The organism is Cupriavidus sp. 21MJTG02-4 (assembly GCF_057798975.1).
In genome coordinates this window covers 61,172-83,219 of the sequence record NZ_JBYOJP010000006.1, presented here as the reverse complement: position 1 = coordinate 83,219, position 22,048 = coordinate 61,172, and the positions used below count along the sequence as shown (strand labels likewise).

Sequence of the window (22,048 nt, the reverse complement as noted above, 5' to 3'; positions counted from 1 at the left end):
TTTCCCTGCAACAGTTGATGCGAGGCCTCATGGTTCGCAAAATAGGCGGGATCAGGATGAGTCGCTTATTGCCGGCGACAGATCGAAACCGAGACGCCTCGGCCGCCACTCGGCGCACCGCAGGGCCAGTCCGCTGAGGGACACCTGTCCCAAGAGGGAGGAGACGGCGGACATCTCCTTGTCCATGATGAGTCCTCAGAAGGTCGTGGATCAGAGGGGACAGCAACATGAGGAAATCGCTTGTAGCGTTGGCGGCGCTGAGCGCGGTGCCTGGGGTGGCACTGGCGCAGACCAGCGTGACGCTTTACGGCGTGATCGATGCGGGGATCGAGTACATCAACCGTGTGGCGACGGCGCCGACCGCGCTGCCGCCGGGCGCCACCGGTCCGAGTGTCGGCGTCAATCCCGTTGGTCCCCGCGTCGGCATGATGAACCAGAGCGGCCTGTCAGCCTCGCGCTGGGGCTTGCGCGGCGTTGAGGATCTTGGCGGCGGGCTGAAGGCATCCTTTGTTCTCGAAAGCGGATTCAACTCCGATACGGGCATCTTCACGGGGAACAGTGCCGGCTTCAACCGGCAGGCATATATCGCACTTGGCAATGATTCCTGGGGCAAGGTGGCATTCGGCAAGGTGTTCTCATCCTTGACCGACGTGGTGGTGAATTTCTCGCCGAATCGCTTTTCGCCAGCTTACGAGCCGGCAGTCTGGCTGGTCGGCGTCGACTACAAGCCGAACAACTCGCTCAAGTACACGGGGCGGTTCGGCGACGTCTACGCCAGTGCCCACTATTCGTTTGGCGCAGGCGCGCCGGTGTCTTCGCTGAGCGTCGGCGGTGTCGGGCTGACCAATGGCGGCAACGGTGAGATTCCTGGCAGTCCGCGCGACGACACCGCCTACGGCGCATCTCTGATGTACCTTGGCCAGACCTTTGGCGCAAGCATAGCCTACGACCAGTGGAATCCGTCCGTGGTGGTCGGACAGACCGCGAAGATCCGCAAGGCCTATGTCGGGGTCAGCTATACCGAGGGCCCGTTCAAGCTGACGGGCGGCTATCGCTGGGGAGACCAGACCTACGCCAACGGGAACGTGGCCCTGCGCGACGACTTCTGGTTCGCCGGGGTGAGCTACAAGGCCACGGCCGCGCTCGACTTTCAACTGGGCTACTACTACTCGAACATCAAGAAGATGAACCTCGGCGGTGCAACCGGCGTTGCCATCAACCCGGCCAACCCGCAGCAGGTCAGCTTCGTGGCCGACTACGCGCTCAGCAAGCGCACGGACATCTATCTCACGACGGCATGGGCGCACAACGGCAGCCTCGGCAACGACGGTGCCTTCACCTTGTACCTGTTCAACTACGCGCAGCCTCCGGGCGGCAAGAACATGGTTGGCGTGGCAACAGGCGTGCGGCACATCTTCTGAGTGGGGGCACGGCACGCCGTTCCCCCCAAAGGTAGAGGCGAAGAGTGGCCGGCGTTCCCCTATCGTCGACGTTACCGGCGGGCATGGCATCGGACAGAATTGCCGGCCTTCCGGGCCCCCTGCGCCAGCGGCCGGGGTCCATAACTACACTCAGGAGACGCCATGACGATTGACCACCGCACGGTCGACGTTCAGCAGTTCATCGACCAGCAACGCTTTTCGCCATACCAGTGGCGCATTCTGATCGCCTGCTTCCTGCTGGTGGCCATCGACATCTACGATAACGTGGCCGTCAGCTTCGTCGTCCCCGTCCTCGCGCAGGACCTGGGCGTGGCGAAGTCGGCGTTCGGTCCGGTGATGAGCGCGTCGATCTTCGGGCTGTCGATCGGCGCGCTGGCGGCCGGGCCGCTGTTCGAGCGCTTCACGCCCAAGGCCGTCATGATCGGCGCGATGTGGATGTTCGGCCTGTGCAGTTTCGCCACGGTCATGGCGGACTCGGTCATGTCTCTGGGCGTATGGCGCTTCCTCACCGGCCTCGGCCTGGGCGCGGCAATGCCCGCAACCGCGACGCTGATGTACGAATACGCGCCCCGGCGCATGGGTGCGCTGCTGGTCAACGCGCTGTGCTGCGGCGGCATGATCGGCGCGTCGGCATGCGGCTGGGCGGCGGCGGTCATGGTGCCGGCCTACGGCTGGCAAAGCGTGTTCGTGCTCGGCGGCATCCTGCCTGTCGTGCTCGGTCTCTTCATGCTGTTTGCCACGCCGCAGCCGCTGCACTTCATGGTGCAGCACGGCTATCCGGCTCCGGCCATCGCCGCGGTGCTCAAACGCATCTCGCCGAAGGCCGTGCCCGATGACGCGCGGTTCGCGCTGGCGGACGAAACCCCGGCAAGCCGCAACGGCGTTGCCGTCGTGCTGTCGAAGGGGCTGCGCCTCGGCACCGGCATGCTGTGGCTGGGCTATTTCTTCGCCTGCATTGCCTACTATCTGCTGCTCGGCTGGATGCCGACGCTGTTCCAGACCATCGGTGCCACGTGGCGCCAGTCGACGCTGATGTCGACCCTGCTGACCATCGGCGGCATCGTCGGCACGCTGTTCTTCGGCTGGCTGATGGACCGCTTCGAGAAGAACGCCGTCATCGGTGTGGCCTTCGCGATCGGCGGCTTCGGCGTGTGGACCATCGGACAGAGCTCGCAGGACCTCGGTTGGGTCTGCGCGAGCATCGTGCTGACCGGCATCGGGCTGAGCGGCGGCATGGCGTCGATGATCTTCCTTGCCGCCGCGTTCTACCCGGCCACCGCCCGTTCGCTCGGCGTCTCGTGGATGCAGGGCATGGGCCGCTTCGGCGGCATCCTGGGGCCCATCCTTGGCGGTGTGATGTTGCGCGAAAACTTCGGCTTCCACGCCGTCTTCAATACCATGGCGGTCATCATCCTGGGTGCCGGCATGGCCGTGCTGGTCAAGCGGGCGATGACGAGGCCCGCCGCGGTGGGCGCATTGCAGTCGGAATCGGCGTGACGATCATGCGGGAATCCAATCCAATGCCGGGAAATGCGAGCATGTCAGAGTTGAAGGGAAAGATTGCCATCGTCACCGGCGCCGCGGCGGGCATTGGCCGCGCGGCCGCTTTGCTGTTCGCGCGGGCGGGAGCGAGCGTTGTCGTCGCTGATCGTGCGGAGGAGGCCGGACAGGCGGTGGCCGCCGAGATTGCGGGCGAGGGCGGACAGGCGCTGTTCCGGCGCGTGGACGTCAGCCGCGAGGAGGACTGTGCCGGTATGGTGCAGGCGGCCGTCAGCCGCTTCGGCCGGCTTGACATTGCCTTCAACAACGCCGGTATTCCCGGCCATGTATCGAAGACAGAGGACCAGGGGCTGGATCATTGGCACCGCGTCCTCGGCGTCAACCTGACCGGGGTCTTCCATTGCATGGTGCACGAGCTGCGGGCGATGACGGCGCACGGCGGGGCCATCGTCAACACCGCGTCGGTCGCCGGGGTTCGCGCTGCGCCCTACAGCGCGGCGTATGCCGCATCGAAGCATGGCGTGATCGGCCTGACCCGGTCTGCAGCACGCGAGTATGGCCGGCATGGCATCCGGATCAATGCGATCTGTCCGGGCGTAGTGAAGACCGCGATGTCCGACGAACTGGCGGCGGCATCGGTGCCCGGAAGCGCGGAGGCGCTGCTCGCGGCGTCAATCCTGCGCCGCGCCGGCGAGCCCGAGGAAGCAGCGGAACTGGTGCTGTGGCTGTGCTCCGGCAAGGCGTCGTTCGTCACGGGCGCGCACTACATGGTCGATGGCGGCCTGACAGCGTAGCAACGATGCCCTCCGGCCGCTGCCGGAGGGCATTCACGGTCAGCCCCGCGAGGCGTTGCCATCCGCGCCGAACGCGGTCCACCCGCCATCCACCGGCAAGGTCACGCCAGTAATGTACGAGGCCCAGTCCGATGCGAGGAAGGCCACCGCCTGTGCGACTTCCACCGGATAGCCCAGCCGGCCCATCGGCGTGCGGCGTTCCAGCGTCGTGACGTCGAGCTGTCCGTTGCCGGTCATGGCATCGAGCGGGGGCGTGCGGATGATGGCCGGTGCGACCGCATTGACGCGAATGCCTTTCTGCGCCCATTCGCAGGCCAGCGAGCGCGTCAGCATCACCACGCCGGCCTTGGAGGCGGTGTAGGCGGTAATGCCCAGTCCGCCGCCGAGCCCGTAGATCGACGCGATATTGATGATCGACCCGCCGCCCTGTCCGAGCATCTGCCGCCCGACCGCCTTGCTCATCAGCCACGTACCGGTGAGGTTGACGTCAATGGTCCGCTGCCAGGTCGCGGCGTCCTGCCGGTCGGTGCGGCGGGCGGGTTCCAGGATGCCGGCGTTGTTGACCAGGATATCGATGCCGCCCATATGGGCGGCCGCTTCCGCCGCGATGCGCTCCACGTCGGCTTCGGCAGAAACATCGCCCCTTAGCATCCGGCATCCGGCCCGGTCCTCTGCCGGGTTCAGGTCGGATGCACAGACCACGGCACCCCGCTCCGCGAAGAACGCCGCCACGGCCGCGCCGATGCCGCTGGCGCCGCCCGTGACCAGCACACGCTTGTCGCTGAAGTTCATCTCTTTCATGGCTTTCATCATCTGGCCGTACCGCTTACCGGCCCGTGAAGGACGGCTTGCGCTTGTCGAGGATGGCGGTGATCGCCTCGCGGTGGTCCTCGGTCTTGCTCGCCAGCCACTCGTAGCCCATGCAGGTGTCCATGATCGAGTGCGCGAGCTGCTTGAGGCCGATATTGGTGGCCACCTTGGTCCAGCGGATCGCATTGGTCGCGCCGTTGGCAAGGCGGTCGGCGAACTGCTCGACGCGCGCGTCCAGTTCGGCGGCGGGCACGGCGTGATTGATCAGGCCGATGCGGGCGGCCTCCGTGGCGCTGATCGGGTCGCCGGTGAGCAGGTATTCCTTGGCGCGGGCGTAGCCGATGAGCTGCGGCCAGATGATGGCCCCGCCGTCGCCGGCCACGAGGCCGACATTCACGTGCGGATCGGCGAACTTCGCGGTGTCGGCGGCGAAGATCACGTCGCAGAACAGGGCGATGCTGCAACCGAGGCCGACCGCCGGCCCGTTGACCTTGGCGATGATCGGCTTCTCGCAGTCGAGCTGGGCAAAGACGATCTGCTTGCCTTCGCGCGCCGTGACGCGGAAGACGGCGGGGTCGTCGAAGCCGGCCTTCACGGCCTCCAGGTCGCCGCCTGCCGAGAAGGCGCGGCCGGCGCCGGTCAACACGATGACCTCGGACTCCGGGTCGTTGTTCGCATCGATGAACACCCGGGCCAGCTCGGCGTGCAGGCCGCCATTGACGGCATTCAGCTGCTCCGGACGGTTCAGGGTGATTTCGAGGACGCGGCCGCGCCGCGCGAATGCGATGTGCTGGTAGGTGCTGAAGTCCATGTTGTCTCCGATGTGATGGGTGTTGGGCCGGGAAGGCTTGTTCAGACGATAGCCATCTGCCCTTCGTGGCGTCGCCTCCCTCTGCGACAGGGTGAGCCGCCGGGGGAGGTGGCCCCGGCAGGGCGCGCCTGTCCGAAGGAGAGGTGAAGCGAGGGCCGGCGGCGCCTATCGTGACGAGCAGGCAAGAACGCCGTAACGAATCGATCGAGGAGAAGACATGAGTGACCCCGTGTCATTTGAAGTGAAGGGCCAGGTCGGCTGGATCACCCTGATGCGGCCCGAGGCCCGCAACGCCATCAGCATGGACATGGCGCTGGCCATGGCCGCGCAGCTGCGCGCCTGGCAGCAGGACGACCAGGTGCGCGTAGTGGCGGTGACTGCCACGGGCCCCGCCTTCTGCGCCGGCGCCGACCTGAAGGCAAGCGGCAAACCAGGCCCGGGCGAGCCGGACCTGCTGGACACGCTCGTCACCTTCTTCGATACGCTGCGCGCCTTCCCCAAGCCCACCATCGCCGCCGTCAACGGCCTCGCCATCGCGGGCGGGCTGGAAACCGTGCTTGCCTGCGACTTCGTCATTGCCGCCCAAAGCGCGCGCTTTGGCGACGCCCATTCGAACTTCGGTGTGTTCCCGGGCGGTGGCGGTGCCGCCATCCTCCCGCGCAAGATCCCCCAGAACATCGCCAAGTACCTGCTGTACACCGGTGAATCGCTGCCGGCGGCGGATATGAAGCAGTACGGCCTGGTGGCCGAAGTGGTCGCCGACGAAGAGCTGGTGGCACGCGTGCAGGCCATCGGCGACAAGCTATCGGCCAAGAGCCCGCTGGTGCTGCGCAAGATGAAGAAGGTGGCCGACGAATGCGCCGACAAGCCGGCGGCCGACGCGCTGCGCCACGAGCTGTTGTCGCTGCGCGACCACCAGCGCTCCTATGACATCGCCGAGGGCCTGCGCGCCTTCGCCGAAAAGCGCACGCCGCAGTTCAAGGGCTATTGATCGCCTGCCTCACTGGAAACGAACCGAATATGGAAAACATCTACATCGTCGGCGTCGGCATGACGCCGTTCGGCCGCCACGCCGACAAGACCATCAAGCAACTGACCGCCTGGGCGGTGGAAGACGCCCTGAAGGATGCGGCCTGCGATCGCAAGTGGGTGCAGGCCGCGTTCTATGGCAACTGTACGCAGGGCCACTTCGACGGCCAGCACATGATCCGTGGCCAGGTCGCGCTGCTGCCTCTGGGTTTTGACAGCATTCCCATCTTCAACATCGAGGGCGCGTGCGCATCGTCGAGCCATGCGTTCAACCTGGCCGTGACGCAACTGCGCGGCGGCGCGGCCGACGTGGCCATCGCCGTGGGCGCGGAGAAGATGTTTTCGAAGGACAAGGCCAAGATGTTCTCGGCGTTCGAGTCCGCCTGGGACGTCGAGACGTTCGAGGACAACAAGAACTACCTGGCCGAGATGGGCAAGGCCATCGTGCCGCCGCCGGGATCGCAGTCGCCCAATCCCTACAGTCCGTTCATGGACGTGTACGCAGCGCTTGGCCGTGGCGGGCTGATGGAGCGCTTCGGCATCACGCAGCGCCAGCTCGCGGCTGTTTCGTCGAAGAACCATGGCCACTCGGTGCATAACGAGCGCTCGCAGTACCGCAATGCCATGACGATCGAGGAAATTCTCGCGGCACCGCCGATCACCTACCCGATTACGCTGCCTATGTGCTCGCCGATCTCGGACGGTGCGGCCGCCGCGATCCTGTGCACGGAAGCGGGCCTGAAGAAGTACGGCTTCGACCGCAAGCGAGCCGTGAAGGTGCTGGCAAGCGTGGTGCGCTCGGCTTCGGCCCGCGCGGCCGACGACTACGAGAACGGCTGCACGCACCTGGCCGGCAAGGCGGCCTTCGAGCAGGCCGGCGTGTCGCCCAGGGACGTGAGCGTGGCCGAAATCCACGATGCCACCGCCATCGGCGAACTGCTGGCAGTGGAGTCGCTGGGCCTGTGCGAGCCAGGCGACAGCGGCGCCATGGCCGAGCGCGGCGATACCACGCTGGGCGGCAGGCTGCCGATCAACCCGTCGGGCGGCCTGGAGTCGAAGGGCCACCCGATCGGCGCCACCGGCATCGGCCAGATCTTCGAACTGGTGGAGCAGCTGCGCGGCAACTGCGGCAAGCGCCAGGTGGAAGGCGCGCGCATTGCCCTGCAGGGCAATGGCGGCGGGCTGTGGCGCGTCGAGGAATCGACCGAGCACGTCGGCATCTTCGGGCTGGCCTGACGGCTGGCGGCCCCCGGGCGGCATCGCGTGGGCATCCCGCCCGTCCGGGGCTGTGCAGAACGGAAAACTGTAAGGGAGGAGATTCCACATGTATGACGCGGTCATTTTCGAGCGAGTCGGCCATACGGCTGTCATCACGCTGAACCGCCCCCATCGCCGGAATGCGCTGGATGGCGCATCGCGCGACCTGCTGATCGCCGCTATCCGGACCGTGCAGACAGACAGGGCCATCCGATCGGTCGTGCTGACCGGCGCCGGCGGCCATTTCTGCTCGGGCGCGGACCTCGCGGGCGGCGCGGAGGAGGAAGAGGGCGAGAAGGGCTTTCTCGGCCGCGACGTGCTGGTGAACCACCAGCGCTGGCACAGCGCGCTGATGGACCTGGAAAAGCCGGTGATTTCGGCGGTCGACGGTTTCGCCGTGGGCGCGGGCTTCTCGCTGGCGCTGGCGGCAGATTTCGTCATTGCCAGCCCGAACGTGCGGATGGTGGCCAACTTCGCCCGCATCGGCTTCGGCCCGGACCTCGGGCTGATGTACACCCTGCCGCGATTGGTCGGACTGGCACGTGCCAAGGAAATCATCTTCACCGCGCGCGACATCCTGGCCGACGAAGCGCTGGCAATGGGCCTGGTGCAGGCCGTGGTGCCGCCCGAGCGGCTGCGCGATGCCGCCATCGAGATGGCGCAGCGTTTCGACCATGCCCCGACCCAGGTGCTGGGTGCCGCCAAACGGATCCTGAACCGCTCGTTCGAAACCGACCGGGACGCCATGCTCCAGATGGAAGCGACGCTGCAGGGCATGTGCACGAACGGCGGCTTTGCCGCGGAGGCCATGCGCCGCTTCTTTGCGAAGGACGATCCGCTCTACCCCGGTGCCGAACGCCTGTTCTGAAGCGGCGGCCCAGTGAACTCCAACACCCAACTCTCCAAGGAAACAGACATGACACAGAAGGTCGTGGTTGCCGGCGTCGGCATGATCCCGTTCAAGAAGCCGGGCCAGAGCGATCCCTACCCCGTGATGGGCGCCCAGGCGGCCCGTCTCGCGCTGGCGGACGCCGGCGTGGGCTATGAGTCGATCCAGCAGGCATTCGCCAGCTATCTCTATGGCGATTCGATCTGCGGCCAGCGCGTGCTGTACGACGTGGGCATGACAGGCATCCCCATCATCAACGTCAACAACAACTGCTCCAGTGGTTCCACGGCGCTGTACCTGGCGCGCCAGGCTATTGCGAGCGGCGAGGTCGACATTGTGCTGGCGGTTGGATTCGAGCAGATGAACCCGGGCGCGCTAGGCTCCAACTTCGCCGACAAGCCGAACCCCGTCGAGCGCTTCTCCGACAAACTCAAGGAACTGCTCGGTGACGTTGACGTGCCGCAGGCGCTGCTGACCTTCGGCGGTGGCGGGCTGGAACACATGCGCCGCTTCGGCACGCCGTTGGAAACGTTCGCCAAGATCCGCGCCAAGGCCAGCCGTCACGCGGTCAACAACCCGATGTCGGTGTTTCGCAATGTGCTGACCACCGAGGACGTCATGGCCGACAAGATGATGTGGCCTGGCGTGCTGACCCGCCTGATGGCCTGCCCGCCGACTTGCGGCGCGGCGGCGGCGGTGCTGTGCAGCGAAGCCTATGCGAAGAAGCACGGCCTCGACGGCCGCGTGTGGATCGCCGGCCAGGCGCTGACGACGGACGGCCCGGAAACGTTCGCGTCGAATGACCTGCGCGATATCGCGGGCTTCAGCATGTCGCGCGCGGCGGCCAACAAGGTGTACGAGCAGAGCGGCATCGGTGCCGAGGACGTTGACGTGGTCGAACTGCACGACTGCTTCGCGCAGAACGAACTGCTGAGCTACGAGGCGCTGAACCTGTGCCCGGAAGGCGGTGCGCAGAAGTTCGTGGATGACGGCGACAACACGTACGGCGGCAAGTACGTGGTCAACCCGTCGGGCGGCCTGCTGTCGAAGGGCCATCCGATCGGCGCGACTGGCCTTGCGCAGTGCACGGAACTAGTCCAGCAACTGCGCGGCCGTGCCGACAAGCGGCAGGTCGAAGGTGCTCGCATCGCGTTGCAGCACAACGTCGGCATCGGCGGTGCCGCAGTCGTCACGATGTATCGCATCTGACGCTTGCCAGGCAGGCGCCGGGCGCGAGGTCTGCTTGCCCGGCGCGCTGCACGGCACGATATCCGTTGTCAGCGCTAGGACGCACGCGCGGCCTTCAGGTTGCCGCAGAAGAGGTCCACGCTGCCGTCCCACGGGGCGCTGCGAACCACAAGGGCATAGTCGCCCGCGCGCAGGTTTCCGAGCGGAATCTGTGCATCCCGGTGCAGCCTCAACGGCCCGTTGCCGTTCGTGGCCTCGACGCGTCGTGTCTGGTTCATGCTGACCGCCGGTGTTGCCGGCAGGTTGCCGCAAGAGCCGGGGTAGATGTACGTATACAAGCGCAGTGGACGGGTCACCGGCGGTGACACGCCGCTGATCGTGATCACGACGCTGGTCTCGTCCCCCCGCCGCGCCAGCGAGGCGACGCCGGTTTCACCGAGATTCGCGGGCGCTGCCGCGAGTGGCACGTCAACCACTTCACGCGGATGTTCCGGGTTCGTCGCACAGGCGACGAGGCACGCCGGCACGGCGGCGAGCATCCATGCATTGGCCATGTTCATGGCACCTCCTTTGTCCCGTGTCCGGGACGGTCACAACTACCACTACTCTAGTCCGGGCCGCGGCCCCGGGGCAGTGCTTTCCCGTCGCGATGCATGGCGCCGTACGCACGGCCGCCGACGTTTTCGCCGACAGGCTGCGCCCCATCTGCGCGGGCGATCCACAGCCATCGGGATGGCGCCGCCGATCCCCTGCCTGCTCTCCCATTTGGGGAGGTGATCCGGTGCCCGCCGCCCGATATCGTTCATGCACCAGTTCACCTGCGGGCGCTGGACCTGGGCCATCCGGCACAGGGCATCGAGCGGGCGCAGAGAGCGATCCAAGGAGAGAGAGATGACGGAAAGGGTCGTTGTTGCCGGTGTCGGCATGATTCCCTTCAGGAAGCCGGGCCAGAGCGAGCCCTACACGGTCATGGGGGCACAGGCCATCCGCCTGGCGCTGGCCGACGCGGCGGTGGGCTATGAATCCATCCAGCAAGCGTACGCCAGCTACGTTTTTGGCGATTCGACCTGCGGGCAGCGCGTGCTGTACGGCATCGGCGTGACCGGCATCCCGGTCATCAATGTCCACAACAACTGTGCCAGCGGCTCCTCGGCGCTCTTCCTGGCCAGGCAGGCCATCGAGAGCGGCCGGGTGGACATCGTGCTGGCCTTCGGCTTCGAGCAGATGAATGCCGGCGCGCTCGGCGGCATCTACAACGACCGGCCCGCGCCGCTCGAGCCATTCCTGGAGCGGTGTGCGGGCGTGGTGCCCGAAGGCGTGCCGATGGCCCTGCGGCTGTTCGGCGCGGCCGGACTGGAACATATGCGCCGGTTCGGCACGCCGCTGGAAACCTTCGCCAAGATCCGCGCCAAGGCCAGCCGCCATGCCATGAACAACCCGATGGCGGTGTTCCGCAAGCAAGTCACCGCCGAGGAAGTCATGGCCGACCAGATGATGTGGCCGGGTGTGATGACGCGCCTGATGGCCTGCCCGCCGACCTGCGGCGCGGCGGCGGTGGTGCTTTGCAGCGAACCCTATGCAAAGAAGCATGGCCTCGACGCAAGCGTGTGGATTGCCGGCCAGGCGCTGGCCACCGACGGACCGGAAACCTTCGAGTCGGGTGACCTGCGCCATCTTGCCGGCTTCGGCATGTCGCGCACGGCAGCCAGCAAGGTGTATGAGCAGGCCGGCATCGGCGCCGAAGACGTCGACGTGATCGAACTGCACGACTGCTTCGCGCAGAACGAGCTGCTGAGCTACGAGGCCCTGGGTCTGTGCCGCGAAGGCGGGGCGCATAGATTTGTCGATGATGGCGACAACACGTATGGCGGCAAGTACGTGGTCAACCCATCGGGTGGCTTGCTGTCGAAGGGACACCCGATCGGCGCGACCGGGCTCGCGCAGGCCACCGAGCTGGTGCAGCAACTGCGCGGCCGGGCCGAACAACGGCAGGTGGAAGGCGCCCGCATTGCCCTGCAGCACAACGTCGGTATCGGCGGTGCGGCAGTGGTCACGATGTACCGCAAAGGCTGATGGAGGCGCTACATGGATTTTCAACCTGATTCCATCCTCGCCACGTTCCGGCAGCAGGTGCGACAGTTCATCCAGGAACACGTACCGGCCGACCTGAAGGGGCTCCCGCGCAGCACGCGTTCGCCGCGCCAGCAGGTGCTGCGCTTTCAGAAGCTGCTGCACGATCACGGCTGGGGCGCGCCATACTGGGCAGCCGAGCATGGCGGCAACGGCTGGTCGGTGCCGCAGCAACTGATATTCGACGAGGAGTGCGCGGCAGCCGGCACGCCAACGCAGGATGGCTTCGTGCACAAACTGCTGGGCCCGGTCCTGAACGCATTCGCCACCCCGGAGCAAAAGGCCGCGCACATGCCGGCGATCCTGAACGGCGAACGGCTGTGGTGCCAGGGGTTCTCGGAACCCGGCTCCGGCTCGGACCTCGCCTCGCTGAAGACGCGCGCCGTTCGCGATGGTGACCATTACGTCGTCGACGGCCAGAAGATATGGACCAGCTACGCGCATGAGTCCGACTGGATCTTCCTTCTCGTCCGTACCAACTCCGAGGCGAAGAAGCAGGCCGGCATCAGCTTCCTGCTGGTCGACATGAAGACGCCGGGCATCGCCGTGCGGCCGATCCGCAGCATCGATGACGCGCACCACCTCAACGAGACGTTCTTCGACGGCGTCCGCGTGCCGGTGGGCAACCTGGTCGGAGAGGAAGGCGCGGGCTGGCGCATCACCAAGTTCCTGCTCAACAACGAACATGCCACTGCGGCCGAACTGCCGGCGCTGAAGCGCTACATGGCGGAGCTACGCGGGTTCGCGGCGACGCAGCGCGTGGGTGCGCAGCGCCTGATCGACCGGCCTGAGTTCGCCCTGAAGCTGGCGCGGCTCGACGCCGAACTGCAGGCCATCGGCATGATGGTGCAGCGGGTGGCGAAGCTGGAGATGGAACATCATCCCGATTCGCTGACGATCGGCTCGATGCTGAAGATTCGCGGCACCGAACTGCAGCAGCGCATTACCGAAGCACAGGTCGAAGCGCTCGGCGACTACGGCGCGGTGGCCTATGCCCATCCGCACGATCCGGCGCCTGCGCAGCCGTATCCGCTGCAGGACACGGCGCGCGGCATCGCCAACGACATGTTCTTCCGCCGCGCCTCGACCATCTATGGCGGCACGAGCGAAGTGCAGCGCGGCATCATCGCCAAGCTCCTGTTCCAACTCTAGGCCGCATACAGACATGGATTTCACCCTGAATTCGGAACAGCAACTGTTGCAGGACAGCGTGCGCCGCTACGTCGACAAGGCGTATGACTTCGAAGTCCGCAATGGGTACATCCGCGAGGCCCGGGCTGGCCGGGACCCGGTCTCCGGCAACTGGAAAGTGTTCGCCGAGAATGGCTGGCTGATGGCCGCGCTGCCGGAGGCGCATGGCGGCCTGGGCGGCTCGCTGATCGACACGGCTCTCATTGCGCAGGAGCTGGGCCGCGGACTGGTGCTCGAGCCCTATATGGGCTGCGCGGTGCTGGCGGCGCAAACGCTGGTCGCAGGCGGCACGCAAGCGCAGAAGGAGAGCCTGCTTCCCCGACTTGCCGACGGTTCGCTGCGCATCGCGCTGGCCTATAGCGAGCCGGATGCACGCGGGCTCCCGGAAGTGGTGTCGACCCGCGCCGACAAGAATGCGGACGGCTACATCATTCACGGCAGCAAGTCGCTTGTGCTGGGCGCAGTCGGTGCCGACCTGTTCATCGTGTCGGCACAGGTGCAGGGAGAAGCGGACATCGCGCTTCTGCTGGTCGATGCCGGCAGCGCCGGGCTGTTGCGCCAGACGATGCCATTGCATGACGCCACCTGGATCGAAGAACTGACGTTCGACGGCGTGCGGGTTCCGGCCGGCAACCGGCTCGATGGCGGTTTGTCCGTGTTGCGCGCTGGTTTGGCCCATGGCACGGTCGCGCTCTGCGCCGAATTGGTCGGAGCGATGGAAAAGGTCATCGCGCTGACGGCTGAATACCTGAAGACGCGCCAGCAGTTCGGCGTGCCCATCGGCACCTTCCAGTCGCTGCAGCACCGCATGGCCGACATGTCCGCGGAGATGGAACTGGCGCGCTCGATGCTGCATGCCGCGCTCGCGTCGGTGGAGAACGACGGTGAAGCGGCCCGGCAGCTTACGTTGTCGGCGGCGAAGTCGCTGGTCTGCCGTGCCGCGAAGTACGTGTGCGGACAGGGCGTGCAGCTCCACGGCGGCATCGGCATGACCGAGGAATACGCCGTGGGCCACTACTTCAAACGCGCCATCGTGGCCGATCTGCTGCTGGGCAGCAGCGACCGGCACGATGCGGCCTGCGCAGCTGCGTTGCAGGCCGAACCGGGCCAGTAAGGAGGAAATGAACATGAACCGCTACGAGATCGCGGACCTGAAAGGACTGGTGGGGGAGCGCATCGGCACCAGCGATTGGGTCTGCATGGACCAGGCCCGCATCAACACGTTTGCCGACGCCACGGGCGACCACCAGTGGATCCACGTGGACCCCGAACGCGCCGCGAAGGGGCCGTTCGGCGTGCCGATCGCGCATGGCTTCCTGACGCTGAGCCTGCTGCCGGTCTACATGACCAACGCCTTTGAAGTCACCAACGTCCGGATGGGCGTGAACTACGGCTTGAACAAGGTGCGCTTCCTGAAGCCGGTACCGGTGAACAGCCGCCTGCGCGGCCACTTCACGGTCGCGGAGTGGGAGCCGCTGGACAACAACGGTGCCCAGGTGACCTTCGAGATGTCGGTCGAGATGGAAGGTTCGGACAAGCCCGTGTGCGTGGCCGAAACCATCCTCCGCCTGTTTGCCTGAACCCTATTTATTGCTGGAGAGAAACATGACGATTCGCTTCGACGGCCGCGTGGCCATTGTGACGGGAGCCGGGAACGGCCTGGGGCGCGTGCATGCGCTGGAACTGGCCAGGCGCGGTGCCAAGGTGGTGATCAACGACTTCGGCGGCAGCCGCGACGGCAAGGGCAGTTCGACGGAGGCGGCACTGGCCGTGGTGGAAGAGATCCGCAAGGCCGGCGGGCACGCGATTGCCAATGGCGCCAACGTGGCGGACTTCGAGCAGGTGACGGCGATGGTCGAGCAGGCCAGGGCCGAGTTCGGCCGCATCGACATCCTGATCAACAATGCCGGCATCCTGCGCGACAAGAGCTTCTCGAAGATGGAGATGGCGGATTTCCGCGCGGTGGTGGATGTACACCTGATGGGCTCGGCCTACTGCACCAAGGCGGTGTGGGAGATCATGCGCGAACAGAACTACGGCCGGGTTCTGATGACGACGTCGGCCGCGGGGCTGTTCGGCAACTTCGGGCAGGCCAACTACGGTGCGGCCAAGGTGGGCCTGGTGGGCCTGATGAACATGCTGGGGATCGAAGGCAAGAAGAACGATATCCGCGTGAACACGCTGGCTCCGATGGCTGCCACGCGCATGACGGAGGACATCTTCCCCGAGGACCTGCTGAAGTCGGTCGGCCCGGAGACGGTGACGCCGGGCGCGCTGTATCTGGTGAGCGAGAACGCGCCGAGCCGCGTGGTGCTGGGCGCCAGCGGCGGCGTGTTCTCGGCGATGCGCATGATCGATACGGCGCCGGTGGCGATTCCGGCGTCGGACGTGTCGCCCGAAGCGGTCGAGGCGCACTTCGCGCAGATCACGGACTGGAGCACGGCGAGCTTCCGCGAGGACGCCAACCAGCAGGTGCATGCCTACGTCACGACCATGCAGGCCGCGCGCGGCTGAGTGGTTCACCGGGAGTCAGCAACATGGCCTTGAACGGAAGCGGCCCGCTGCAGGGGCTGCGCATACTGGAGATTGCCGGAATGGGTCCGGCCCCGATCTGCGGGATGCTGCTCGCGGATCTCGGCGCCGATGTCGTCGTCGTCGACAAGAAGCAGATGGGGGCGGAAGACCTCGACCTGGGCAGGCACGCGATCCAGAACCGCGGCAAGCGCTCGGTCGCCGTCGACCTGAAGACGCAGGAGGGCGTCGACACTGTGCTCTGGCTGGTCGAGCATTGTGACGCGCTGATCGAAGGCATGCGCCCCGGCGTGATGGAGCGTATCGGCCTGGGGCCGGATGTGTGCCTGGCGCGCAATCCGCGGCTGGTGTACGGCCGGATGACCGGCTGGGGCCAGCACGGGCCGCTGGCGCAGGCCGCGGGGCACGACCTTAACTACATCGCCTTGTCGGGCGCGCTGTGGTGGTCGGGCCAGCCCGGCGAGCCGCCGATGTCGCCGCCGAGCCTGGTCGGTGACATGGGCGGGGGCACGATGTACCTGGCGGTCGGGCTGCTGGCCGGCATCATGAGCGCGCGCGGCACTGGCAAGGGGCAGGTCGTGGATGCGGCGATCGTGGACGGCAGCGCCCACATGCTGAACCTGATGCTGAGCCTCAAGGCCACGGGCCAGTTCGTCAACGAGCGCGGCCGCAGCCTGCTGGACGGGCCGCACTGGTATCGCACCTACCGCTGCGCCGACGGCAAGTTCGTCTCGGTCGGTGCGGTCGAGCCCCGCTTCAACAAGCTGTTGCTGCAGAAGCTGGGCCTGGCGGACGATCCCGTGCACGCGGCGGCCTACGACCCGCGGCGGTGGCCGGAACTGCATGAGCGCTTCGTGGCCGTGTTCGCCACGCGGACCCGCGACGAGTGGTGTACGCTGCTCGAAGGCACGGACGCCTGCTTTGCGCCGGTGCTCGATCCGGACGAGGCCGCGGCGCATCCGCATATGGTGGCTCGCGGCGTCTACGATGAGGTGGACGGTATCCTGCAGGCCAACCCCGCGCCGCGCTTCTCCGGCACGCCCGCAGGTAAGCCGGGGGGCATCCCCCGGCGCGGCCAGCATACCGACACGGTATTGCAGGACTGGTGCAACTGATCTGGTGCAGGACGGGTGCCTGAGCGCTGCCTGCCTCGCCCCGGGCGAGGCAGGCAGCGTACAAAGATGTCTTCGGCCACGAGAAGGGGCGGCCAAAGGAGACAAGTGGAGACAACATGACAGACAACAACGCGAATACCCTCGTCCACCGCTTCCTGCACTGGGAGCGTACGCAGCCAGACGCGGTTTTTCTCACGGAGCCGAGGCCGCATGGCGAGGTAGTCGATATCACATGGCGCGAGGCCGGCGACCAGGCGCGCCGCATGGCCGCTTACCTGCGTTCGCTGCAACTGCCGGCGGGCAGTGCCATCGGCATCGTCGGCAAGAACAGCGCGCATTGGGTCCTTGCGGACGTTGCCACCTGGATGGCGGGCCATGTCTCGGTGCCGCTCTACTACACCGCCAATGCCGACACGGCCAAGTACGTGTTCGACCACAGCGAGGTCCGCGTGCTCTTCGTCGGCAAGCTCGACGGCAAGTCCGATTCCTGGAACGACATTCGCGATGTCGTGCCGCAGGGCGTGCCCGCCATCGCCCTGCCCATGGCGCCGGAGCGGGCAGGGCGGGGCTGGGATGAGATCACGGACGCGACGGCGCCGCTTGCCGACATCCGTCTGCCGGCTGCTGCCGACATGGCGACCATCATCTACACGTCGGGCAGCACTGGCCGCCCCAAGGGCGTGATGCACAGCTTCGGCGCCATGTTCGAGTATGCGTCGCGCTCCGGCGAGTTTTGCGGCTTCAGCCCGCTGGACCGTGTCCTCTCGTACCTGCCGATGGCGCATACGGCCGAGCGCTGCTTCATCGAATCGAATGCACTGTGCCACGGCTTGCGCGTCTTCTTCAGCGACAGCCTGGCGACCTTCGGACAGGACCTGCTGCGCGCGCGGCCTACGGTGTTTGCCTCGATGCCGCGGCTGTGGACCAAGTTCTACCAGTCCGTGTGTGCGAAGGTGCCGGCCGGGGAGCAGGCACTGATCCACGAACAGTCGCCGCAAGCGGACGCCCTGAAGAAGAAGCTGCTCGGCATGCTCGGCCTCGATGCCGCGCGCATTGCCTTCACGGGCGGGGCGCCGCTGCCGTTGGAGATCACCAACTGGTACCGCACGCTGGGGCTGGAACTGCTGGACGTGTACGGCATGACCGAGAACCTCTCGTACTCGCACTACAGCCGGCCGGGGCTGGTGCGCCTCGGCTATTCGGGCCAGGCCATGCCGGGCGTGGAATGCCGCATTGGCGACGAAGGCGAGGTGCTGGTCAAGGCGACCACCATGATGATGGGCTACTACAAGCAGCCCGCCCTGACCGCCGAGAGCTTTACGGAAGATGGCTTTTTCAAGACCGGCGACCGCGGCGAACTGGACGAGATCGGGAGGCTGAAGATCACGGGGCGCGTCAAGGAGATCTTCAAGACGAGCAAGGGCAAGTACGTGGCGCCCGCGCCCATCGAGGGCAAGCTTGGGCATCCGAAGGTGGAGGCGATCTGTGTCACCGGCCACGGCTACCCACAGCCCTTCGCCATGCTGATGCTCGGCGCTGACGCACGCAGCGAACTGGAAGATACGGCAAAGCGCGGTGCGCTGCGCGACGAGTTGCAAGCGGTGCTCGACACGGCGAACGCCACACTTGAGCCGCATGAAAAGCTGGCGTTCATGGTCGTCGTCAATGACGCATGGACTACCGAGAACGGCCTGTTGACGCCAAGCATGAAGATCCGCCGCAGCGTTGTCGAGGAACGCTACGCAAGCAGGATGCCGCAGTGGGTGGGGCTGGCGCAGACGGTCATCTTCGAATGAGCGTGTGACGCGCTTTCGCCAGCCCTGATCGCGCAGGGCTGGCGGGGCCGCCGCTGGCTGCAGCGTGCGACCCTCTGCATTCTTCTCGCAATTTCCCCGCGCCTCGCTGTACCGCGAGGCGTCCCGCCGCGCCTTGGGCGCGTGTACGTGTCTTCCGTCTTCGCCGGCAAGTGTGCGGTGACCAGGCGTTAGCGCTTCGTCTGACGTATCCCACTATTCCTTTCTTTTGCCCTGCCGGATTATGCGGCAGCTCGCTTCGCTTGCTCCGCGTGCGCCGGCACTGTGCCCCATTTCCTCGCGCGCGAGCAGCGCTTGCGCGCTCCCCCTCCCACTGGCCACTTTGGGAGGAGCGCGGAAAGGGCAGGTCCCGTACTCTCGTCATCGGATCGGTTTGGCATTTCAGCGCCGCGCAGCCATCGCTGACATTGCGCGCAATTGCGGTCCACCAGAAAGAAAAAAGAGACCAAGGAGACAATCAGAATGGGAATCCAGAAACGGGTTCGGCGGACGCATGCGCTGCTCACGCCGCGCACACGGGTAGTGGCGGCAGTCGTGATCCTGTTCGCCGGGATGCATGGCAGCGCGAACGCATTCGAAATCGAAACCGGCAATGACGACCTGCAGGTGCGCTTCGACAATACCGTGCGCTACAACATGGGCTATCGGGTCGAAGGCCAGAGCCCGGCCATCCTCGCCACGCCCAACTCGGACGACGGCGATCGCAACTTCAAGCCACATAGCATCATCACGAATCGCGTCGACCTGCTGACCGAGTTCGACGTGGTGTACAAGAAGTTCGGCGGACGCGTGTCGGCCGCCTCGTGGTACGACCAGGCCTATTCGGGCGGCCTCGACAACACCAGCGTGGCGACGTCGAACCATCTCGTCAATGGCCGGCAGGCCCTGGGGCTCTCGTCCTATGCGGACCGCTACTACAACGGTCCATCCGCCGAGTTCCTGGACGCTTTCGTCTTCGGGACTGTCGATGTCGGCAGCATGCCGCTCACGGTCCGCCTCGGCCGCCACAACCTGTTCTGGGGCGAGACCCTCACGAACGCGATCCACGGCATCAACTACGGCCAGGCGCCCCTGGACCTGGCGAAGGCGCAGGCTACGCCCGGCATCGAAGTGAAGGAACTGGCGCGGCCGCGCACGCAGATATCGGCCCAGCTCCAGGCCACGCCCGAGCTTTCCGTCGCCGGCCAGTACTTCTTCCGCTATGAGCCGGCCCGCCTGCCGGAAGCCGGCACGTACTACGGCGCATCGGACCTGCTGCAGCACGGCGGCGAGTCGTTCATCCTCGCGCCGGGTGTGCTCGCATTGCATGGCACTGACATCATGCCCAGGAACCACGGCGACTGGGGCCTCGCCACGCGCTGGAGTCCCGAGTGGCTCGAAGGCACGATGGGCGTCTATGTGCGCAAGTTCTCCGACATCCTGCCGCAGACTGTCCTGATGGCTGCCGCGCCGCGCCAGTACTTCCTGACGTACGCGGACAACATCGACATGTACGGCTTCAGCCTGACGAAGAACGTCGCGGGCGTCAGCGTGGGCATGGACCTGAACTACCGCAAGAACATGCCGCTGTCGAGCGACGCGGTGCAGATCACGTCGCTGTCGCGCCTGCCCGCGGCCGGCGACGTGCTGGGCGCGCGCGGCGACACGCTGCACATGACGCTCAATGCCGTTGGCACGCTCAACCCCACGTTCCTCTGGAACAGCGCTTCATGGAACGCGGAACTGGCATGGAACCGGCTGGTGTCGGTGACCAGCGATCCAAACCATGTCTTCAAGGGGCGCAGCGGCTACACGGCCATCGACCGCGCCACGAAGGACTTCGTGGGTATCTCCGTGGGGTTCACGCCGACGTGGTTCCAGATCTTCCCCGGCGCGGACCTGTCGATGCCGGTCAACTACTCCATCGGCCTCACTGGCAACTCGGCCGTCAGCTCCGGCGGCAACAAGCACGCTGGCAGCTATTCGGTGGGCTTCGGTCTGGACCTGTACAACAGGTACCGCTTCGACCTGAAGTACGTCGATGCCTTTGCCAACTACACCACCAACCCGGCCACTGGCGGGGTGCTGGTGGCCAACGGCAGCGGTGCGCTCCTGCGTGACCGGGGCGCCGTCTATCTGACCTTCAAGACCACTTTCTAAGTCGAGGTACATAGCATGACGAGACTGATTACCGCATTGATCGGCGCCGGGATCCTGGCGTCGCACGTGGGCGCTGCGCAGGCCGCGGTGTCGGCCGAAGAGGCGGCGAAGCTGGGCTCCACGCTGACGATGCTTGGCGCGGAGAAGGCCGGCAACAAGGACGGCACCATCCCTGAATACACCGGGGGCATGACCACCTCGCCGGCCGGCTATGTGAAGGGCAGCGCGCTGCGCCCCGACCCGTTCGCCAGCGAGAAGCCGGTGTTCGCCATCGATGCGAAGAACATGGGGAAGTATGGCGACAAGCTGACCGAGGGCACCAAGGCGCTGATGAAGGCCTACCCGGACTACCGCATCGACGTCTACAAGACGCACCGCACGGCGGCCGTGCCGAAATTCGTGCAGGAAAACTCGGTCAAGAACGCCACGCGGGCGAAACTCGGCGATGACTACTCCATGCCGGGCGCGCGCGCCGGCGTGCCGTTCCCGATTCCGCGGAACGGGACCGAGGTTATGCTCAACCACATCACTCGTTACCAGGGGATGCAGGTCGTGGCGCCGAAGTTCTCGGCTTACAACGTGGATTCGTCGGGCAAGGTCGTGCTTTCGTCGCAAGGCAAGTGGACCGCCGAGCTGCCGTTCTATGAGCAGGCCAACGGCGAGGGAGACCCGACCAATATCTCGCGCGCACGCGGCAACTACACGGGGCCGGCACGCCGTGCGGGCGAGGCCATCCAGACCACCGAGCCGCCGGGCATGACGCCGCGCAAGACGTACCAGTACCTGCCGGGCCAGCGCCGCGTCCGCCTGGCGCCGGACCTTGCCTACGACACGCCGAACTCCAGTACGTCGGGCATGTCGACGTACGACGACGTCAACCTGTTCAGCGGCAAGCTCGACCGCTTCGACTGGAAGCTGGTCGGCAAGAAGGAAATCTATGTGCCGTACAACGCCTACCGCTTCGTCTACGCCGACAAGCCGGAGGATGTCTTCGGGCCGAAGTTCATCAACCCCGACTACGTCCGCTGGGAACTGCATCGCGTCTGGGTGGTGGAAGCCACGGTGAAGGAGGGCAAGCGCCATATCTACGCGAAGCGCACTTACTACGTGGACGAGGACAGCTGGGCAGCGCTGGCCGTCGACCAGTACGACGCGCGCGGCCAGTTGTGGCGCCCGGGCTTTGCCTACTTCACGGAAGTCTACGACGCACCGGCGATCAACACCCTCGCCGTCGGCCACTACGACCTGATCGGCGGGACGTACTACATCAATCTCTGGCCCGGAAAGTCGGGAATGATCGTCTCGGACACCATGTCGCCGGAAAGCGCCTGGGCGTCCGACGCGCTCACCGGCGCGGGCGTGCGCTGACGCTGGCAGACGAGGAAGCAGGGCCGGTTCAGCCGGCCC

At 66.1% G+C, this 22,048-nt stretch carries 19 protein-coding genes; 16 read left to right on the top strand and 3 right to left on the bottom strand.

Annotated elements, in window-relative coordinates:
* Positions 1–227 precede the first annotated feature (227 nt).
* The 3 genes from AC3FKH_RS14095 (at position 228) to AC3FKH_RS14085 (ending at position 3,736) form a co-directional block, all read left to right on the top strand.
* Complete coding sequence (locus AC3FKH_RS14095; protein WP_488676414.1) at positions 228–1,421, top strand: porin; 1,194 nt, start codon at positions 228–230, stop codon at positions 1,419–1,421.
* Positions 1,422–1,583: 162 nt separating this feature from the next.
* Positions 1,584–2,939, top strand: coding sequence for an MFS transporter (locus AC3FKH_RS14090; protein ID WP_488676412.1), 1,356 nt, complete (start codon positions 1,584–1,586; stop codon positions 2,937–2,939).
* A 41-nt stretch (positions 2,940–2,980) separates the two neighbouring features.
* The gene (locus AC3FKH_RS14085; protein ID WP_488676410.1) at positions 2,981–3,736 is read left to right on the top strand and encodes an SDR family NAD(P)-dependent oxidoreductase; all 756 of its coding nucleotides are present in this window, start codon (positions 2,981–2,983) and stop codon (positions 3,734–3,736) included.
* Positions 3,737–3,775: 39 nt separating this feature from the next.
* Here AC3FKH_RS14085 and AC3FKH_RS14080 read toward each other — a convergent pair whose 3' ends face one another.
* Together AC3FKH_RS14080 and AC3FKH_RS14075 are read right to left on the bottom strand one after the other, a co-directional pair.
* Positions 3,776–4,537 carry an SDR family NAD(P)-dependent oxidoreductase gene (locus tag AC3FKH_RS14080; RefSeq protein WP_488676409.1) on the bottom strand — a complete coding sequence of 254 codons (762 nt, stop codon included), beginning with the start codon at positions 4,535–4,537 and terminating at the stop codon, positions 3,776–3,778.
* Positions 4,538–4,562: 25 nt separating this feature from the next.
* Complete coding sequence (locus AC3FKH_RS14075) at positions 4,563–5,357, bottom strand: enoyl-CoA hydratase/isomerase family protein (protein WP_488676407.1); 795 nt, start codon at positions 5,355–5,357, stop codon at positions 4,563–4,565.
* A 217-nt stretch (positions 5,358–5,574) separates the two neighbouring features.
* Here AC3FKH_RS14075 and AC3FKH_RS14070 point away from each other — a divergent pair, with 217 nt between their 5' ends.
* The 4 genes from AC3FKH_RS14070 to AC3FKH_RS14055 all read left to right on the top strand — a co-directional run bounded on the left by AC3FKH_RS14070 (position 5,575) and on the right by AC3FKH_RS14055 (position 9,741).
* The gene (locus AC3FKH_RS14070) at positions 5,575–6,348 is read left to right on the top strand and encodes an enoyl-CoA hydratase/isomerase family protein (protein ID WP_488676405.1); all 774 of its coding nucleotides are present in this window, start codon (positions 5,575–5,577) and stop codon (positions 6,346–6,348) included.
* Positions 6,349–6,377: 29 nt separating this feature from the next.
* Positions 6,378–7,622, top strand: a complete 1,245-nt coding sequence (locus AC3FKH_RS14065; RefSeq protein ID WP_488676403.1) for a thiolase family protein — start codon at positions 6,378–6,380, stop codon at positions 7,620–7,622.
* An 88-nt stretch (positions 7,623–7,710) separates the two neighbouring features.
* The gene (locus AC3FKH_RS14060; RefSeq protein ID WP_488676401.1) at positions 7,711–8,511 is read left to right on the top strand and encodes an enoyl-CoA hydratase/isomerase family protein; all 801 of its coding nucleotides are present in this window, start codon (positions 7,711–7,713) and stop codon (positions 8,509–8,511) included.
* Positions 8,512–8,559: 48 nt separating this feature from the next.
* Positions 8,560–9,741, top strand: coding sequence for a lipid-transfer protein (locus AC3FKH_RS14055; RefSeq protein ID WP_488676399.1), 1,182 nt, complete (start codon positions 8,560–8,562; stop codon positions 9,739–9,741).
* A gap of 74 nt (positions 9,742–9,815) precedes the next feature.
* Here AC3FKH_RS14055 and AC3FKH_RS14050 read toward each other — a convergent pair whose 3' ends face one another.
* Complete coding sequence (locus AC3FKH_RS14050; RefSeq protein WP_488676397.1) at positions 9,816–10,280, bottom strand: hypothetical protein; 465 nt, start codon at positions 10,278–10,280, stop codon at positions 9,816–9,818.
* Positions 10,281–10,611: 331 nt separating this feature from the next.
* Between AC3FKH_RS14050 and AC3FKH_RS14045 the strand changes: the two genes are divergently transcribed.
* From AC3FKH_RS14045 to AC3FKH_RS14005, 9 genes are all read left to right on the top strand, one after another.
* On the top strand, positions 10,612–11,793 hold the full coding sequence (locus AC3FKH_RS14045; protein WP_488676395.1) for a lipid-transfer protein: 1,182 nt from the start codon (positions 10,612–10,614) through the stop codon (positions 11,791–11,793).
* 12 nt (positions 11,794–11,805) lie between these two features.
* Positions 11,806–13,002 (top strand): acyl-CoA dehydrogenase family protein, encoded by a 1,197-nt coding sequence (locus tag AC3FKH_RS14040; RefSeq protein ID WP_488676393.1) that lies wholly within the window; start codon positions 11,806–11,808, stop codon positions 13,000–13,002.
* Positions 13,003–13,015: 13 nt separating this feature from the next.
* Complete coding sequence (locus AC3FKH_RS14035) at positions 13,016–14,155, top strand: acyl-CoA dehydrogenase family protein (protein WP_488676391.1); 1,140 nt, start codon at positions 13,016–13,018, stop codon at positions 14,153–14,155.
* A gap of 13 nt (positions 14,156–14,168) precedes the next feature.
* On the top strand, positions 14,169–14,621 hold the full coding sequence (locus AC3FKH_RS14030) for a MaoC family dehydratase (RefSeq protein ID WP_488676389.1): 453 nt from the start codon (positions 14,169–14,171) through the stop codon (positions 14,619–14,621).
* Between the two features lie 25 nt (positions 14,622–14,646).
* Positions 14,647–15,555 (top strand): SDR family NAD(P)-dependent oxidoreductase, encoded by a 909-nt coding sequence (locus AC3FKH_RS14025; protein WP_488676387.1) that lies wholly within the window; start codon positions 14,647–14,649, stop codon positions 15,553–15,555.
* Positions 15,556–15,578: 23 nt separating this feature from the next.
* Positions 15,579–16,688: a CaiB/BaiF CoA transferase family protein gene (locus tag AC3FKH_RS14020; protein ID WP_488676385.1), complete on the top strand. Its 1,110-nt coding sequence runs from the start codon at positions 15,579–15,581 to the stop codon at positions 16,686–16,688.
* A 116-nt stretch (positions 16,689–16,804) separates the two neighbouring features.
* Complete coding sequence (locus AC3FKH_RS14015; protein WP_488676383.1) at positions 16,805–18,484, top strand: AMP-binding protein; 1,680 nt, start codon at positions 16,805–16,807, stop codon at positions 18,482–18,484.
* Positions 18,485–18,964: 480 nt separating this feature from the next.
* On the top strand, positions 18,965–20,641 hold the full coding sequence (locus AC3FKH_RS14010; protein WP_488676381.1) for a DUF1302 domain-containing protein: 1,677 nt from the start codon (positions 18,965–18,967) through the stop codon (positions 20,639–20,641).
* A gap of 15 nt (positions 20,642–20,656) precedes the next feature.
* Entirely contained in the window at positions 20,657–22,009 is a 1,353-nt protein-coding gene (locus tag AC3FKH_RS14005; protein WP_488676379.1) for a DUF1329 domain-containing protein, read from the top strand.
* The last annotated feature ends 39 nt before the right edge of the window (positions 22,010–22,048 follow it).

Bases quoted from the DNA above. Each gene is read 5' to 3' on its own strand.
- AC3FKH_RS14065 (WP_488676403.1), top strand. From the start codon at position 6,378: ATGGAAAACATCTACATCGTCGGCGTCGGCATGACGCCGTTCGGCCGC.
- AC3FKH_RS14010 (WP_488676381.1), top strand. From the start codon at position 18,965: ATGGGAATCCAGAAACGGGTTCGGCGGACGCATGCGCTGCTCACGCCG.
- AC3FKH_RS14060 (WP_488676401.1), top strand. From the start codon at position 7,711: ATGTATGACGCGGTCATTTTCGAGCGAGTCGGCCATACGGCTGTCATC.
- AC3FKH_RS14090 (WP_488676412.1), top strand. From the start codon at position 1,584: ATGACGATTGACCACCGCACGGTCGACGTTCAGCAGTTCATCGACCAG.
- AC3FKH_RS14045 (WP_488676395.1), top strand. From the start codon at position 10,612: ATGACGGAAAGGGTCGTTGTTGCCGGTGTCGGCATGATTCCCTTCAGG.
- AC3FKH_RS14070 (WP_488676405.1), top strand. From the start codon at position 5,575: ATGAGTGACCCCGTGTCATTTGAAGTGAAGGGCCAGGTCGGCTGGATC.
- AC3FKH_RS14050 (WP_488676397.1), bottom strand. From the start codon at position 10,280: ATGAACATGGCCAATGCATGGATGCTCGCCGCCGTGCCGGCGTGCCTC.
- AC3FKH_RS14015 (WP_488676383.1), top strand. From the start codon at position 16,805: ATGACAGACAACAACGCGAATACCCTCGTCCACCGCTTCCTGCACTGG.
- AC3FKH_RS14055 (WP_488676399.1), top strand. From the start codon at position 8,560: ATGACACAGAAGGTCGTGGTTGCCGGCGTCGGCATGATCCCGTTCAAG.
- AC3FKH_RS14035 (WP_488676391.1), top strand. From the start codon at position 13,016: ATGGATTTCACCCTGAATTCGGAACAGCAACTGTTGCAGGACAGCGTG.
- AC3FKH_RS14020 (WP_488676385.1), top strand. From the start codon at position 15,579: ATGGCCTTGAACGGAAGCGGCCCGCTGCAGGGGCTGCGCATACTGGAG.
- AC3FKH_RS14040 (WP_488676393.1), top strand. From the start codon at position 11,806: ATGGATTTTCAACCTGATTCCATCCTCGCCACGTTCCGGCAGCAGGTG.
- AC3FKH_RS14025 (WP_488676387.1), top strand. From the start codon at position 14,647: ATGACGATTCGCTTCGACGGCCGCGTGGCCATTGTGACGGGAGCCGGG.
- AC3FKH_RS14075 (WP_488676407.1), bottom strand. From the start codon at position 5,357: ATGGACTTCAGCACCTACCAGCACATCGCATTCGCGCGGCGCGGCCGC.
- AC3FKH_RS14080 (WP_488676409.1), bottom strand. From the start codon at position 4,537: ATGAAAGAGATGAACTTCAGCGACAAGCGTGTGCTGGTCACGGGCGGC.
- AC3FKH_RS14005 (WP_488676379.1), top strand. From the start codon at position 20,657: ATGACGAGACTGATTACCGCATTGATCGGCGCCGGGATCCTGGCGTCG.
- AC3FKH_RS14095 (WP_488676414.1), top strand. From the start codon at position 228: ATGAGGAAATCGCTTGTAGCGTTGGCGGCGCTGAGCGCGGTGCCTGGG.
- AC3FKH_RS14030 (WP_488676389.1), top strand. From the start codon at position 14,169: ATGAACCGCTACGAGATCGCGGACCTGAAAGGACTGGTGGGGGAGCGC.
- AC3FKH_RS14085 (WP_488676410.1), top strand. From the start codon at position 2,981: ATGTCAGAGTTGAAGGGAAAGATTGCCATCGTCACCGGCGCCGCGGCG.